General features: G+C 72.4%; 11 protein-coding genes and 1 riboswitch. Of the genes, 10 read left to right on the top strand and 1 reads right to left on the bottom strand.

The window, feature by feature from the left end:
- Positions 1–116: 116 nt before the first annotated feature.
- From hpnE to ACX6XY_RS14805, 9 genes are all read left to right on the top strand, one after another.
- Positions 117–1553, top strand: a complete 1437-nt coding sequence (gene hpnE / locus ACX6XY_RS14845; RefSeq protein WP_460330288.1) for a hydroxysqualene dehydroxylase HpnE — start codon at positions 117–119, stop codon at positions 1551–1553.
- Positions 1550–2674, top strand: coding sequence for a polyprenyl synthetase family protein (locus ACX6XY_RS14840; protein WP_460330285.1), 1125 nt, complete (start codon positions 1550–1552; stop codon positions 2672–2674). Before hpnE ends, ACX6XY_RS14840 begins: the two co-directional genes overlap by 4 nt.
- A gap of 130 nt (positions 2675–2804) precedes the next feature.
- Complete coding sequence (gene shc, locus ACX6XY_RS14835; protein ID WP_460330283.1) at positions 2805–4772, top strand: squalene--hopene cyclase; 1968 nt, start codon at positions 2805–2807, stop codon at positions 4770–4772.
- Positions 4772–5431, top strand: coding sequence for a phosphorylase family protein (locus ACX6XY_RS14830; protein WP_460330280.1), 660 nt, complete (start codon positions 4772–4774; stop codon positions 5429–5431). Before shc ends, ACX6XY_RS14830 begins: the two co-directional genes overlap by 1 nt.
- Positions 5432–5436: 5 nt before the next feature.
- Positions 5437–6459, top strand: coding sequence for an adenosyl-hopene transferase HpnH (gene hpnH, locus ACX6XY_RS14825; RefSeq protein ID WP_460330277.1), 1023 nt, complete (start codon positions 5437–5439; stop codon positions 6457–6459).
- A gap of 93 nt (positions 6460–6552) precedes the next feature.
- Positions 6553–8535, top strand: coding sequence for a 1-deoxy-D-xylulose-5-phosphate synthase (gene dxs, locus ACX6XY_RS14820; protein WP_460330274.1), 1983 nt, complete (start codon positions 6553–6555; stop codon positions 8533–8535).
- Positions 8532–9944: an aspartate aminotransferase family protein gene (locus ACX6XY_RS14815; protein WP_460330271.1), complete on the top strand. Its 1413-nt coding sequence runs from the start codon at positions 8532–8534 to the stop codon at positions 9942–9944. The genes dxs and ACX6XY_RS14815 overlap by 4 nt, the downstream gene beginning before the upstream one ends.
- A gap of 84 nt (positions 9945–10028) precedes the next feature.
- Complete coding sequence (locus ACX6XY_RS14810) at positions 10029–10739, top strand: helix-turn-helix domain-containing protein (RefSeq protein ID WP_460330268.1); 711 nt, start codon at positions 10029–10031, stop codon at positions 10737–10739.
- 83 nt (positions 10740–10822) lie between these two features.
- Positions 10823–10939 carry a DUF6126 family protein gene (locus ACX6XY_RS14805; protein WP_460330266.1) on the top strand — a complete coding sequence of 39 codons (117 nt, stop codon included), beginning with the start codon at positions 10823–10825 and terminating at the stop codon, positions 10937–10939.
- Between the two features lie 36 nt (positions 10940–10975).
- Here the strand turns inward: ACX6XY_RS14805 and ACX6XY_RS14800 are convergent, their stop codons facing one another.
- Entirely contained in the window at positions 10976–11773 is a 798-nt protein-coding gene (locus tag ACX6XY_RS14800; protein ID WP_460330263.1) for a tyrosine-protein phosphatase, read from the bottom strand.
- 428 nt (positions 11774–12201) lie between these two features.
- Positions 12202–12357, top strand: a riboswitch (cyclic di-AMP (ydaO/yuaA leader).
- A 4-nt stretch (positions 12358–12361) separates the two neighbouring features.
- Between ACX6XY_RS14800 and ACX6XY_RS14795 the strand changes: the two genes are divergently transcribed.
- Complete coding sequence (locus tag ACX6XY_RS14795; protein ID WP_460330260.1) at positions 12362–13426, top strand: M23 family metallopeptidase; 1065 nt, start codon at positions 12362–12364, stop codon at positions 13424–13426.
- Positions 13427–13595: the final 169 nt, after the last annotated feature.

Here is a 13595-nt window from a genome sequence, read left to right as displayed (position 1 = left end):
CCCGAGACGCGCGGCCGCCCCGACAAGCGGCGGGCAACCCTCCGCCGCCCGACCGCGTCCCCCACTGCGACGGCCCGCCCCGTGATCTTCGGCGGCGGGGCCGAAGGGGAGGGCGTATGACCGCGTACGAGAACCCGTCGCGCGCCCCACGACGTGAGCCTGCCCGCACGACGTCCGCCGTGGTCGTCGGCGGCGGGCTCGCGGGGATCACCGCGGCGCTCGCGCTGGCCGACGCGGGGGTCCGGGTGACGCTGCTCGAAGGGCGGCCGCGGCTCGGCGGACTCGCCTTCTCCTTCCAGCGCGGCGAACTCACCGTCGACAACGGCCAGCACGTCTATCTGCGCTGCTGCACGGCCTACCGCTGGTTCCTGGACCGCGTGGACGGCGCCGCGCTCGCCCCGCTGCAGCACCGCCTCGACGTGCCCGTACTCGACCCCGAAAGCCCGGTCACCACGGCGAACGGCCGCGGGCCGCGGCTCGGACGGCTGCGCAGGACCGGGCTCCCGGTGCCGCTGCACCTGGCCGCGAGCCTGTCGACGTACCCGCACCTCTCGCTCGCCGAGCGGGCGGGCGTGGGACGCGCCGCCCTCGCCCTCAAGAACCTCGACCCGGCCGACCCCGCCCTGGACGACCAGGACTTCGGGAGCTGGCTGGCCCGCCACGGCCAGTCGCCGCGCGCCATCGAGTCCGTATGGGACCTGGTCGGCGTCGCCACGATGAACGCCACCGCGGACGGCTGTTCGCTGGGCCTGGCCGCCATGGTCTTCAAGACCGGACTGCTCTCCCAGCCCGGCGCCGCCGACATCGGCTGGGCCCGTGTGCCGCTCGGCGACCTGCACGACACCCTCGCCCGCAAGGCGCTGGACCGGGCCGGGGTACGGACCGAGACCCGCGCCCGCGTCACCCGCGTCGGCCGCGGCGACGACGGGCGCTGGCGCGTGGACACCACCGCCGAGCGCCTCGACGCCGACGCGGTGGTGCTCGCCGTACCGCAGCGCGAGACGCACGACCTGCTCCCCGACGGCGCGCTCGACCACCCCGGCGCGCTCCTCGACATCGGCACCGCGCCGATCCTGAACGTTCACGTCGTCTACGACCGCACGGTACTCAGGCGGCCCTTCTTCGCCGCGGTCGGCAGCCCCGTCCAGTGGGTCTTCGACCGCACCGACACCTCCGGACTGCGCGGCGGCGGCCAGTACCTCGCGCTGTCCCAGTCCGCCGCCCAGGACGAGATCGACGCACCGGTCGCCGCGCTGCGCCAGCGCTACCTCCCGGAGCTGGAGCGGCTGCTGCCCGCCGCCCGCGGCGCCGGCGTACGCGACTTCTTCGTCACCCGAGAGCGGACGGCGACGTTCGCCCCCACGCCCGGCGTGGGCCGGCTCAGGCCCGGCGCCCGCACTCGGGCTCCGGGCCTGTACCTGGCCGGCGCGTGGACGGCCACCGGCTGGCCCGCGACCATGGAGGGCGCGGTACGCAGCGGCAGCGAAGCCGCCCGAGCCGCCCTCCTCGCACTCGGTCGCCCCCATGACCATCTTTTCCAGGAGGCGGCATGAGCAGCAGCACCCGTACCGGACCAACCGGACCAAGAGGATCCAGAGGAGAGAGTGTGCCGCCAGTGCCTTCGGCCCCCACGGCTACCGACGCCGCAGAGGTGACCGCGCTTCTCGAGCGTGGCCGGACCATGGCCACGCCGGTCCTGCGCGCCGCCGTCGACCGGCTCGCGCCTCCCATGGACACCGTCGCGGCCTACCACTTCGGCTGGATCGACGCCGAGGGGCGGCCGTCCGCGGGCGACGGCGGCAAGGCCGTACGCCCCGCACTCGCCCTGCTCTCCGCCGAGGCGGCCGGAGCGGCTCCGGAGGTCGGCGTACCCGGCGCGGTCGCCGTGGAGCTCGTGCACAACTTCTCGCTGCTGCACGACGACCTGATGGACGGCGACGAACAGCGCCGCCACCGGGACACCGTCTGGAAGGTGCACGGACCCGCCCAGGCGATCCTGGTCGGCGACGCCCTGTTCGCCCTCGCCAACGAGATCCTGCTGGAGATCGGCACCGTCGAGGCGGGCCGCGCGACCCGCAGGCTCACCACCGCGACCCGCTCCCTGATCGACGGCCAGGCCCAGGACATCTCCTACGAACACCGCGAGCGGGTCTCCGTCCTGGAGTGCCTGGAGATGGAGGGCAACAAGACCGGCGCCCTGCTGGCCTGCGCGGTGTCCATCGGCGCGGTGCTCGGCGGCGCCGACGACCGCACGGCGGACGTGCTGGAGAAGTACGGCTACCACCTCGGCCTCGCCTTCCAGGCCGTGGACGACCTGCTGGGCATCTGGGGCGACCCGGAGGCCACCGGCAAACAGACCTGGAGCGACCTGCGCCAGCGCAAGAAGTCGCTGCCCGTGGTGGCCGCGCTCGACGCGGGCGGCCCGGCCTCCGAGCGGCTCGCCGAGCTGCTCGCGGCCGACGCCAAGAGCCCGGACTTCGACTCCTTCTCGGAGGAGGAGTTCGCCGCCCGCGCCGCCCTGATCGAGGAGGCCGGCGGCCGCGACTGGACCGCCCAGGAGGCCCGCAGGCAGCACACCGTCGCCCTGGAGGCGCTGGACGCCGTGGACATGCCGGACCGGGTGCGGGCCCAGCTGACGGCACTCGCCGACTTCGTCGTCGTACGGAAGAGATGATCGCCATCCACCTCATATGCGCTTCTTCAGGGGGTGACCGCACGCCCCCCTAGCAGTCGCCGCCTACGCCGTCCGCGTCAGCCGGTCGACCGCACACCCAGCAGCACGCCAACTGCACGAAGGGGAAGCCATGACAGCGACGACCGACGGAAGCACCGGAGCCCCGCCGCACCGGGCGCCATCGGCCAGCGAGACCACGACGGCGCCCGCCGCCGACGAGCAGGCGCGGCGGGCCGCCGAGCGGGCGATCGACTTTCTCCTCACCCGGCAGGACACCGCGGGGTGGTGGAAGGGCGACCTGGAGACCAACGTCACCATGGACGCCGAAGACCTGCTGCTGCGCCAGTTCCTCGGCATCCGGGACGAGCGGACCACCCGCGCCGCCGCGCTCTTCATCCGCGGCGAGCAGCGCCCGGACGGCGCCTGGGCCACCTTCTACGGCGGCCCCGGCGAACTCTCCGCCACCGTCGAGGCCTATGTGGCGCTCCGGCTGGCCGGTGACGCGCCGGACGCCGCGCACATGGCGAAGGCCTCCGCCTGGATCAGGGCGAACGGCGGCATCGCCGCCAGCCGGGTCTTCACCCGGATCTGGCTGGCCCTGTTCGGCTGGTGGAAGTGGGACGACCTGCCCGAACTGCCGCCGGAGCTGATCTACCTGCCCGCCTGGGCGCCGCTCAACATCTACGACTTCGGCTGCTGGGCGCGCCAGACCATCGTGCCGCTCACCATCGTCTCGGCCAAGCGCCCGGTACGCCCCGCGCCCTTCCCGCTCGACGAACTCCACACCGACGCCCGTACCCCCAACCCGGCCAAGCCCCTCGCCCCGATGGGCAGTTGGGAAGGCCTCTTTCAGCGGCTCGACAAGATCCTGCACGGCTACCACCGGGTCGCGGTGCGCCCGCTGCGCAAGGCCGCCATGCGGTCCGCCGCCCGCTGGATCATCGAGCGGCAGGAGAACGACGGCTGCTGGGGCGGCATCCAGCCGCCCGCCGTGTACTCGGTGATCGCCCTGCATCTGCTCGGCTACGACCTGGACCACCCCGTACTGCGCGAGGGACTCGCCTCGCTGGACCGGTTCGCCGTATGGCGCGAGGACGGCGCCCGCATGATCGAGGCCTGCCAGTCCCCGGTCTGGGACACCTGTCTGGCCACCATCGCGCTGGCCGACGCCGGGGTGCCCGCCGACCATCCGCAACTGGTGCGGGCCGCCGACTGGATGCTGGGCGAGCAGATCGACCGGCCGGGCGACTGGTCGGTGCGCAGGCCGGGACTGGAGCCAGGCGGCTGGGCGTTCGAGTTCCACAACGACAACTACCCGGACATCGACGACACCGCCGAGGTGCTGCTGGCGCTGCGTCGGGTCAAGCACCCCGACCGCGCACGCGTCGAGGCGGCCATCGGCCGCGGCGTCCGCTGGACCGCGCACATGCAGTCCAAGAACGGCGCCTGGGGCGCCTTCGACGCCGACAACACCAGCCGCTTCCCGAACCGCCTGCCGTTCTGCGACTTCGGCGAGGTCGTCGACCCGCCGTCGGCCGACGTCACCGCGCACGTCGTGGAGATGCTCGCCCACGAGGGCCAGGCCCACCACCCGCGCGCCCGCCGCGGCGTCGAGTGGCTGCTGGCCGAACAGGAGGCGGACGGCTCCTGGTTCGGCCGCTGGGGCGTCAACTACCTCTACGGGACCGGGTCCGTGGTGCCCGCCCTGACGGCCGCGGGGCTGCCCGCCGCGCACCCGGCGATCCGGCGCGCGGTCGGCTGGCTGGAGTCCGTACAGAACGACGACGGCGGCTGGGGCGAGGACCTGCGCTCCTACCGCGACCCCGACTGGGTCGCGCGCGGCGAGTCCACGGCCTCGCAGACCGGCTGGGCGCTGCTCGCGCTGCTCGCGGCGGGGGAGCGGGACGCGCCGAGCGTACGGCGGGCCGTCGACTGGCTCGCCAGCACCCAGCGCGCGGACGGCTCCTGGGACGAGCCGTACTTCACCGGCACCGGCTTCCCCTGGGACTTCTCCATCAACTACCACCTCTACCGCCAGGTCTTCCCGCTCACCGCGCTGGGCCGGTATCTGCACGGGACCGACCGCCGGGGGGAGTGATGACCGCCATCGAAGAGCCCGCCGCCGGGCCCGTGCGCCCGCTGCTGGTCGCCTGCGCGCTCGGCATCGAGCGGCTCGCCCTGCGCGGCGGCGACCGCGGCGGCGCACCCGGCCCGGTCACCCTGCTGCGTACCGGCATGGGACCCAAGGCGGCCGAGCGCAGCGTCACCCGCGCGCTCGGCGACCCCGCCCTGCGGCACGCGGCGGTCATCGCCACCGGCTTCTGCGCGGGCCTGGCGCCCGGCATGCATCCGGGCGACCTGGTGGTCGCCGACGAGACCCGCTCGCCCGACGGCGCGGCCGTCCCCTGCGTCGGCACCGGGCCGCTGCTGCGGGAGCTGGTCCGGGCGGTGCCCGGACACACCGTGCACACCGGCCCGATGACCGGCTCCGACCATGTCGTACGCGGCCAGGAGCGCGCACAGCTGCTGGCCGACGGCGCGATCGCGGTGGACATGGAGTCCGCGGCGACGCTGCACAGCGCGATCCGCTCGGGGCCGCGCCCGGTTGCGGCCGTACGGGTGATCGTGGACGCTCCAGAACATGAACTGGTCCGTATCAGCACGGTACGCGGTGGAATATCAGCCTTCCGCGTTCTTCGTGCCGTACTTCCCGCTTTCTCTGAATGGCACCGTTCTTTGCTGCTCCCCCGGAGGTGAGCCAGATGGCCATGCCGATTCGTCAGTCCATCAAGGTCGCGACATATCTCGCTGAACAGAAGCTCCGCAAGCGGGACAAGTTCCCGCTGATCGTCGAGCTGGAACCGCTCTTCGCCTGCAACCTCGCCTGTGAGGGCTGCGGGAAGATCCAGCACCCGGCCGGAGTGCTCAAGCAGCGGATGCCCGTCGCACAGGCTGTGGGCGCGGTGCTCGAGTCCGGAGCGCCGATGGTGTCCATCGCCGGCGGCGAGCCGTTGATGCACCCTCAGATCGACGAGATCGTCCGGCAGTTGGTGGCCAGGAAGAAATACGTGTTCCTCTGCACCAATGCCATGCTGCTGCGTAAGAAGATCGAGAAGTTCACTCCCTCCCCGTACTTCGCGTTCGCCGTGCACATCGACGGGATGCGGGAGCGGCACGACGAGTCCGTGGCGAAGGAAGGGGTCTTCGACGAGGCGGTGGCGGCCATCAAGGAGGCCAAGCGGCGCGGCTTCCGCGTCACCACCAACTCGACGTTCTTCAACACCGACACCCCGCAGACCATCATCGAGGTGCTCAACTTCCTCAACGACGACCTCCAGGTCGACGAGATGATGCTGTCGCCCGCCTACGCGTACGAGAAGGCCCCGGACCAGGACCATTTCCTCGGCGTCGAGCAGACCCGCGAGCTGTTCCGGAAGGCCTTCGCCGGGGGCAACCGGCGGCGCTGGCGGCTCAACCACTCGCCGCTTTTCCTCGACTTCCTCGAGGGCAAGGTCGACTTCCCGTGCACCGCGTGGGCCATCCCCAACTACTCGCTGTTCGGCTGGCAGCGGCCCTGCTACCTGATGAGCGACGGATACGTGCCCACCTACCGGGAGTTGGTCGAGGAGACCGACTGGGACAAGTACGGCCGCGGCCGGGACCCGCGCTGTGACAACTGCATGGCGCACTGCGGATACGAGCCGACCGCCGTGCTCGCCACCATGGGCTCCCTCAAGGAGTCGCTGCGCGCGGCCCGCGAGACCGCCGGAGGAATCCGCGGGTGACGTCGGCGGTACGGGGCCGACGGGCCCGCGGTGACGCGGGCCGGACACCGGGAGAGATCCCGGAGCACCGGGAGAGCGACGAGGGGGCCGAGCATGACGCTGCTGGAGACCATCCGCGGGCCACGTGACCTGAAGACGCTGAGCGACGAACAACTCGGCGAACTCGCCGAGGACATCCGGGAGTTCCTGGTGCGGGCGGTCGCCCGCACCGGCGGGCACCTGGGACCCAACCTCGGCGTGGTGGAGCTGACCATCGCCCTGCACCGGGCCTTCGACTCACCGGCCGACCGCCTGGTCTGGGACACCGGGCACCAGAGCTATGTGCACAAACTGCTCACCGGACGGCAGGACTTCTCCAAACTGCGCGGCAAGGGCGGCCTGTCCGGCTACCCGTCGCGTGCGGAGTCCGGCCACGACATCGTCGAGAACAGCCACGCCTCCACCGCGCTCGGCTGGGCGGACGGCCTGGCCAAGGCCCGCCAGGTACGGGGCGAGGCGGGCCATGTCGTCGCCGTCGTCGGCGACGGCGCGCTGACCGGCGGCATGGCCTGGGAGGCGCTGAACAACATCGCCGCCGCCGAGGACCGGCCGCTGATCATCGTCGTCAACGACAACGAACGCTCCTACGCCCCCACCATCGGCGGCCTGGCCGACCACCTGGCCACCCTGCGCACCACCGACGGCTACGAGCGGGTACTGGCCTGGGGCAAGGACGTACTGCAACGCACCCCCGTGGTCGGACAGCCGCTGTACGAGTCACTGCACGGCGCGAAGAAGGGGTTCAAGGACGCGTTCGCGCCGCAGGGCATGTTCGAGGACCTGGGGCTGAAGTACGTGGGACCCGTCGACGGGCACGACATCGGCGCCGTCGAGTCGGCGCTGCGCCGCGCCAGACGCTTCCACGGCCCGGTCCTGGTGCACTGCCGCACCGAGAAGGGCCGCGGCTACCAGCCCGCGCTCGCCGACGACGCCGACCGGTTCCACACGGTCGGCGCGATGGACCCGCTGACCTGCGAGCCGCTGGCCCCGTCGGGCGGTCCCTCGTGGACCTCGGTGTTCGGCGACGAGATCACGGCGATCGCCGAGGAGCGCCCGGACGTCGTGGCGATCACGGCGGCCATGCTGCACCCGGTGGGGCTCACCGGGTTCGCCGAGCGGTTCCCGGACCGGATCTGGGACGTCGGGATCGCCGAACAGCACGCCGCCGTGTCCGCCGCGGGACTCGCCACCGGCGGACTGCACCCGGTGGTCGCGCTCTACGCGACCTTCCTGAACCGCGCCTTCGACCAGCTGCTCATGGACGTCGCCCTGCACCGGTGCCCGGTCACCTTCGTCCTGGACCGGGCCGGTGTCACCGGAGTCGACGGGCCCTCGCACAACGGCATGTGGGACCTGTCGCTGCTCCAGGCAGTGCCCGGACTGCGGATCGCGGCGCCACGCGACGCCGCGCAGCTGCGGGCGCAGCTGCGCGAGGCGGTCGACGTACACGACGCACCGACCCTGATCCGGTACCCCAAGGAGTCCGTGGGGCCCGAGATCCCGGCCGTCGACCGGGTCGGCGGCATGGACGTCCTGCACCGGGCGGCCGATCCGCGGGTGCTGCTGGTCGGGGTCGGGGTGATGGCGCCGGTGTGCCTGCAGGCGGCCGAGCTGCTGGAGTCGCGGGGGATCGGCTGCACCGTCGTCGACCCGCGCTGGGCCAAGCCCGTCGACGCCGAGCTGCCCCGGCTGGCCGGGCGGCACCGCCTGGTGGCGGTCGTCGAGGACAACTGCCGTACGTCCGGAGTGGGCGCGGCGGTCGGCCAGGCGCTGTCCGACGCGGAAGTGGATCTGCCGCTGCGGACCTTCGGCATCCCCGAGCGGTTCCTGGAACACGCCAAGCGGGGCGAGGTGCTGGCCGACATCGGGCTCACCCCGGTGGACATCGCCGGGCGGATCGGCGCGAGCATCGCGCGCGCGGACGCGAACCGGGCGAGCGACGCGGGTACGGAGAGCGACGCCAGTATGGAGGGCGACTCCAGTATGGAGGGCGACGCCAGCATGGAGAGCGACGCGGGTAAGGAGAGGGTCGTATGACGACTGCCGAGTCGGCGAGGCCGTCCGGGCACGAGGAGTTCGACCTGGGCAGGCTGCTGGCCGAGCGCGGGTCGGAGCGGTACGAGCTGCACGCACGGCACCTCAACCACCAGCTGCCGCGCATGCTGCACACCATCGGCTTCGACAAGGTCTACGAGCGGGCCGAGGGCGCGCACTTCTGGGACGCGGAGGGCAACGACTACCTGGACATGCTCGCCGGGTTCGGGGTGATGGGCCTCGGCCGCCACCACCCCGTCGTCCGCCAGGCGCTGCACGACGTCCTGGACGCCTCGCTCGCCGACCTCACCCGCTTCGACTGCCAGCCCCTGCCGGGCCTGCTCGCCGAGCGGCTGCTGAGCCACAGCCCGCACCTGGACCGGGTGTTCTTCGGCAACAGCGGCACCGAGGCCGTGGAGACCGCGCTGAAGTTCGCCCGGTACGCGACCGGCAGGCCCAGGATCCTGTACTGCGCGCACGCCTTCCACGGGCTGACCACCGGCTCCCTCTCGGTGAACGGCGAGGCCGGGTTCCGCGACGGCTTCGCGCCGCTGCTGCCGGACACGGCCGTGCGGCTCGGCGACCTGGCGGCGCTGGAGCGGGAGCTGAAGCGCGGGGACGTCGCGGGTCTGATCGTCGAGCCGATCCAGGGCAAGGGCGTGCACACGCCGCCCCCCGGCTATCTGCGCGCCGCCCAGGAACTGCTGCACCAAAACCGGGCGCTGCTGATCGCCGACGAGGTGCAGACCGGCATCGGCAGGACCGGTGACTTCTACGCCTACCAGCACGAGGACGGCGTGGAACCCGACCTGGTCTGCGTGGCGAAGGCGCTCTCGGGCGGCTACGTACCGGTGGGAGCGACCCTCGGCAAGGACTGGATCTTCAAGAAGGTCTACTCGTCCATGGACCGGGTGCTGGTGCACTCGGCGAGCTTCGGCGCCAACGCCCAGGCGATGGCGGCGGGGCTCGCGGTGCTGTCCGTCATGGCGAACGCGGACGTCGTCGCACACGCCCGCGCCATGGGCGAGCTGCTGACGTCGCGGCTCGCCGCGCTCGTCGACCGGTACGAGCTGCTGCACGAGGTACGCGGGCGCGGGCTGATGATCGGCATCGAGTTCGGGAAGCCCTCGTCGCTGAAGCTGCGCACCCGGTGGGCGGCGCTCCAGGCCGCGCGCAAGGGGCTGTTCGCGCAGATGGTGGTCGTACCGCTGCTCCAGAAGCACCGGATCCTCACCCAGGTCTCCGGCGACCACCTGGAGGTGATCAAGCTGATCCCGCCGCTGATCATCGACGAGGCGGACGTGGACCGCTTCGTCACGGCCTTCACCGCGGTCATGGACGAGGCGCACGGCGGCGGGCTCATGTGGGACTTCGGCAGGACCCTGGTGAAGCAGGCGGTCGCCCAGCGCTGACGGCTTGCTCGGCCTGCTTGCGCGTGATTTGCCTCTGGGGCAAGAAAATTGCCTGAAGGGTAAGAGTCTGGCTCAATCGGCTGCATGAGTCCCGCCGACCCCGCTGACCCCGCCGAACCCGCCGAACCCGCTGAACCTTCCGAGCCCGCCAGACCCGCCGGGCCCGCCGGGCTTTCCGCGCCCAGCGGTGCGGGGGGCGAGCTGCCCGCCGTGGCCCCGCAGCTCCACGCCCTGCGGCGGCGCGCCTCGCTCACGCTGGAGGCCGCGGCCGCCGCGGCCCAGCTCTCACCCGCGCATCTCTCCCGGCTGGAGACCGGGCAGCGCCAGCCGTCCCTGCCGACGCTGCTCGTGCTCGCCCGTACGTACGGGACGACGGTCTCGGAGCTGCTCGGGGAACGCGTCACCGACCGGGACGCGGTGCTGCGCGGGGACGCGCAGGAGGCGACCGTCGCGGGCGGCTGGAGCTACCGGCAGGCCGGGGCGCCCGGCCGGGGCATGCAGGCGCTGCGGGTGCGGGTGCCGCACGGGGCGCAGGGCGACATCGTGCGGGTGCATCCGGGGGAGGAGTGGCTGTACGTGCTGGCCGGGACGCTGCGGCTGCGGCTCGGGGACTCGGCGCACGTGCTGCGGCCCGGCGACAGCGCCCACTTCGACTCGCTCACCCCGCACCGGATCGCCGCCGCCGACCGGGGCGGCGCCGAGCTGCTGTTCGTCCACACCCTGCTGCAGAGCCCGACGGACGCGCTGTGCCTCGGCGCGGCCACGGGTCACCGGATCACCGGAGACGCGACATGACCGAGCCCGAGCGGCCCGCCCACACGTCCGATGCCGTGGCCAGCCCTGGGCCCAGGCCCAGGCCCAGGCCCAGACCCAGGTCCATGGAAGAGAAGTTCCCCCGCGCGCTCTGGGTCCGGCTGATCGTCTATGTGGCCGTCGGCCATGTGTTCGCGGCGTTCGTCTACCTGCTGTTCGTACTGGGCGCACAGAACCAGTAGCCCGGAGCGGCGGCCGCCCGAAGCCGTGGCCGACGGTCAGTCCAGGAGCTGCTCGCGCAGGCGCTCGCGCGTGTCGGGCGTCAGCCGCAGCCCCTCTTCGAGGTAGCGGTCGACGGAGCCCCAGGTCTCCTCGATCGTGTCGAACGCCGCCTGAAGGTACTCGGCGCGCGCGTCGAACAGCGGGCTGAGCAGCTCCATGACCTCGGGCGACATCGCGCTCGCACCGCCGTCGCCGCGCTGTACCTTGTAGCGGCGGTGGGCGGCGTTCGACGCCAGGTAGTCGGTGAGGACGGCGGAGCGCTCGACGCCCACGGCGAGCAAGGTGACGGCGATCGACAGGCCCGCGCGGTCCTTGCCCGCCGCGCAGTGCATCAGCGCGGGCACGCTGTCGTCGGCCAGGGCGTGCAGCACCCGGCTGTGCTCGGCGGTCCGCTCCTTGATGATCATGCGGTACGTGGTGAGCATCCGGTCCGCGGCCTGTCCGTCGGCCAGGGCCGCGCGCAGCTCCGCTATCTCGCCGTCCCGGACCATCTTCCAGAACTCCGCGCCGTCGGCTGGGTCGGTCAGCGGCAGGTTCACGTTCCGCACGCCGGGGAGTGCGATGTCGGGGCCCTCGAGCCGCTGGTCCGCGGCGTTGCGGAAGTCGAAGATCGTATGCAGTCCGAGCGAGGCCAGGAACGCGGCGTCGGTCTCGGTGGCGTGCGCGAGGTGGCCGCTGCGGAAGAGCCGCCCGGCCCGTACCCGCCTGCCGTCCACGGTCGGCAGCCCGGCGACATCGCGGAAATTGCGCACTCCGGCCAGCTCGGGCTCGGTCGACGGGACCTGCTGCGTCACGGGGGCTCCTCCCAGTAAGCCGCCGGCGCTGCTCGCCCGCGGGGCGCGTCTTCGACGATACGACATCGGTATGACATCGATGCCTGCGTCAACCACCTGTCCCGACGTGACACCGATGAGACCTCATGCGCCCTAAGGGTCAAATGCCCGATTCAGACTGTTCGCGGTAACTAGCCCTGGAATAACGGGCTATGGCGTCTCGCTGGTGAGCGGGATCATATTCGTGACGGTCTGTTGCCTACGCCCCGCCTCAACTCCCCACGGATGCGCGGATGGTGGGAGTGACCCATCAACGGAGCGTCACGGGAGGCGCATAGCCGCAGCGGCTGTGGCCCGTGGGGCTGGAACCAACTGCTTGTCTCCGCGGTTCCCACTCGCTTACGGTCGCCGACGTCCGGGTGGACGCCCAATCCTGCCGCCGTCCGGACTCCGCACACCCACCCGTCCACGGCAGGAGCGGGGGACCCACGGTAGAACGCCGTTCCGGGACTCCGGAGCGGCTTGGGGTGAAGCCGCGTGAGAGCGCGGCCGGGCAGCTCCAGCCCGAACCCGACAGCTCACCTCGCAGGCGCCGGAGAGGAACTCGCCATGCCCGCGAAGGGTAAGCACCGCCGACCCAAGTCCACACGGATCAGCCGCCAGTTCGCCGCCGTCGGCACCGGTGGCGCCGCGCTCGCGCTGCCGCTGTTCGCCGCCAACAGCGCGCAGGCCGCGCCCGCCGCGGCTACGGCCACCATGCCCCAGAGCACCCCCGAGGCCGCACCGGCCACGGTGGCGCGGACCGCGCCCGCCGCCGCTCCGCAGGCCGCCGCGACCGCCGCCCCCGACGCCGCGCAGCGGGCCTCCGCGCGCACCTACTCCGTGGTGCCGGGCGACTCCCTGTCCCGTATCGCCTACCAGGAGCGCGTCGACGGTGGCTGGCAGCAGCTCTACCAGGACAACCGCTCGGTCATCGGCGACGATCCGGGGCTGATCTTCCCCGGTACGGAGCTGAAGCTCGACGCGGAGGCCTCCGCCCCGGCGAGCGCCCCGGCCAAGACGCAGGCCAAGCCGAAGAGCCACGCCAAGCCGAAGAGCCACGCGAAGCCCAAGGCCAAGGCCGGGAGCCACGCCAAGCCGAAGTCCAAGACCGAGGCCAAGTCCAAGACCGAGGCCAAGTCCAAGACCGAGGCCAAGTCCAAGTCCAAGTCCAAGACCGCCACGTCGCGCAGCACCGCGTCCCGGTCCACGAAGCCCGCCGCCACCACCACGGGCTTCACCGCCCCGGTCGCCGCGGGCATCTCCACCCAGTACCGCACCGCCGGCGCCATGTGGTCCAGCGGCTACCACACCGGCACCGACTTCGCCGCCCCCACGGGCACGCCCATCAAGGCGGTCGGCGCGGGCACCGTGGTGTCCGCGGGCTGGAGCGGCTCGTACGGCAACGAGGTCGTCATCCGGCACGCCGACGGCCACTACTCGCAGTACGCCCACATGTCCTCGCTCGGCGTCTCCGCGGGACAGCGGGTGTCCGGCGGCCAGCAGATCGGCCTGGTCGGCTCCACCGGCAACTCCACCGGACCGCACCTGCACTTCGAGATCCGCACCGGCCCCGGCTACGGCTCGGACGTCGACCCGCTCGCGTACCTGCGCTCGCACGGCGTCTCCATCTGACGCCACGGCGCCGCCCACGGCGGAACGCGACGGCCGGAACCCCGCCACGGGGTCCCGGCCGTCGCGCGTATGACGTACCCGCCCTGTTCCCGTCTTCCGTCTCCCCGTCTATTCCTGCACGCGCGCGTCGATGTCGGTGGCATATCTCACCCGCCGTCAAGACCTGGCT

It is taken from the genome of Streptomyces sp. O3 (assembly GCF_054788135.1).
This window is presented reverse-complemented; position numbering and strand designations above follow the sequence as displayed.

Coding starts and splice junctions, on each gene's coding strand:
- hpnE (WP_460330288.1), top strand. CDS start 117: ATGACCGCGTACGAGAACCCGTCGCGCGCCCCACGACGTGAGCCTGCC.
- ACX6XY_RS14840 (WP_460330285.1), top strand. CDS start 1,550: ATGAGCAGCAGCACCCGTACCGGACCAACCGGACCAAGAGGATCCAGA.
- shc (WP_460330283.1), top strand. CDS start 2,805: ATGACAGCGACGACCGACGGAAGCACCGGAGCCCCGCCGCACCGGGCG.
- ACX6XY_RS14830 (WP_460330280.1), top strand. CDS start 4,772: ATGACCGCCATCGAAGAGCCCGCCGCCGGGCCCGTGCGCCCGCTGCTG.
- hpnH (WP_460330277.1), top strand. CDS start 5,437: ATGGCCATGCCGATTCGTCAGTCCATCAAGGTCGCGACATATCTCGCT.
- dxs (WP_460330274.1), top strand. CDS start 6,553: ATGACGCTGCTGGAGACCATCCGCGGGCCACGTGACCTGAAGACGCTG.
- ACX6XY_RS14815 (WP_460330271.1), top strand. CDS start 8,532: ATGACGACTGCCGAGTCGGCGAGGCCGTCCGGGCACGAGGAGTTCGAC.
- ACX6XY_RS14810 (WP_460330268.1), top strand. CDS start 10,029: ATGAGTCCCGCCGACCCCGCTGACCCCGCCGAACCCGCCGAACCCGCT.
- ACX6XY_RS14805 (WP_460330266.1), top strand. CDS start 10,823: ATGGAAGAGAAGTTCCCCCGCGCGCTCTGGGTCCGGCTGATCGTCTAT.
- ACX6XY_RS14795 (WP_460330260.1), top strand. CDS start 12,362: ATGCCCGCGAAGGGTAAGCACCGCCGACCCAAGTCCACACGGATCAGC.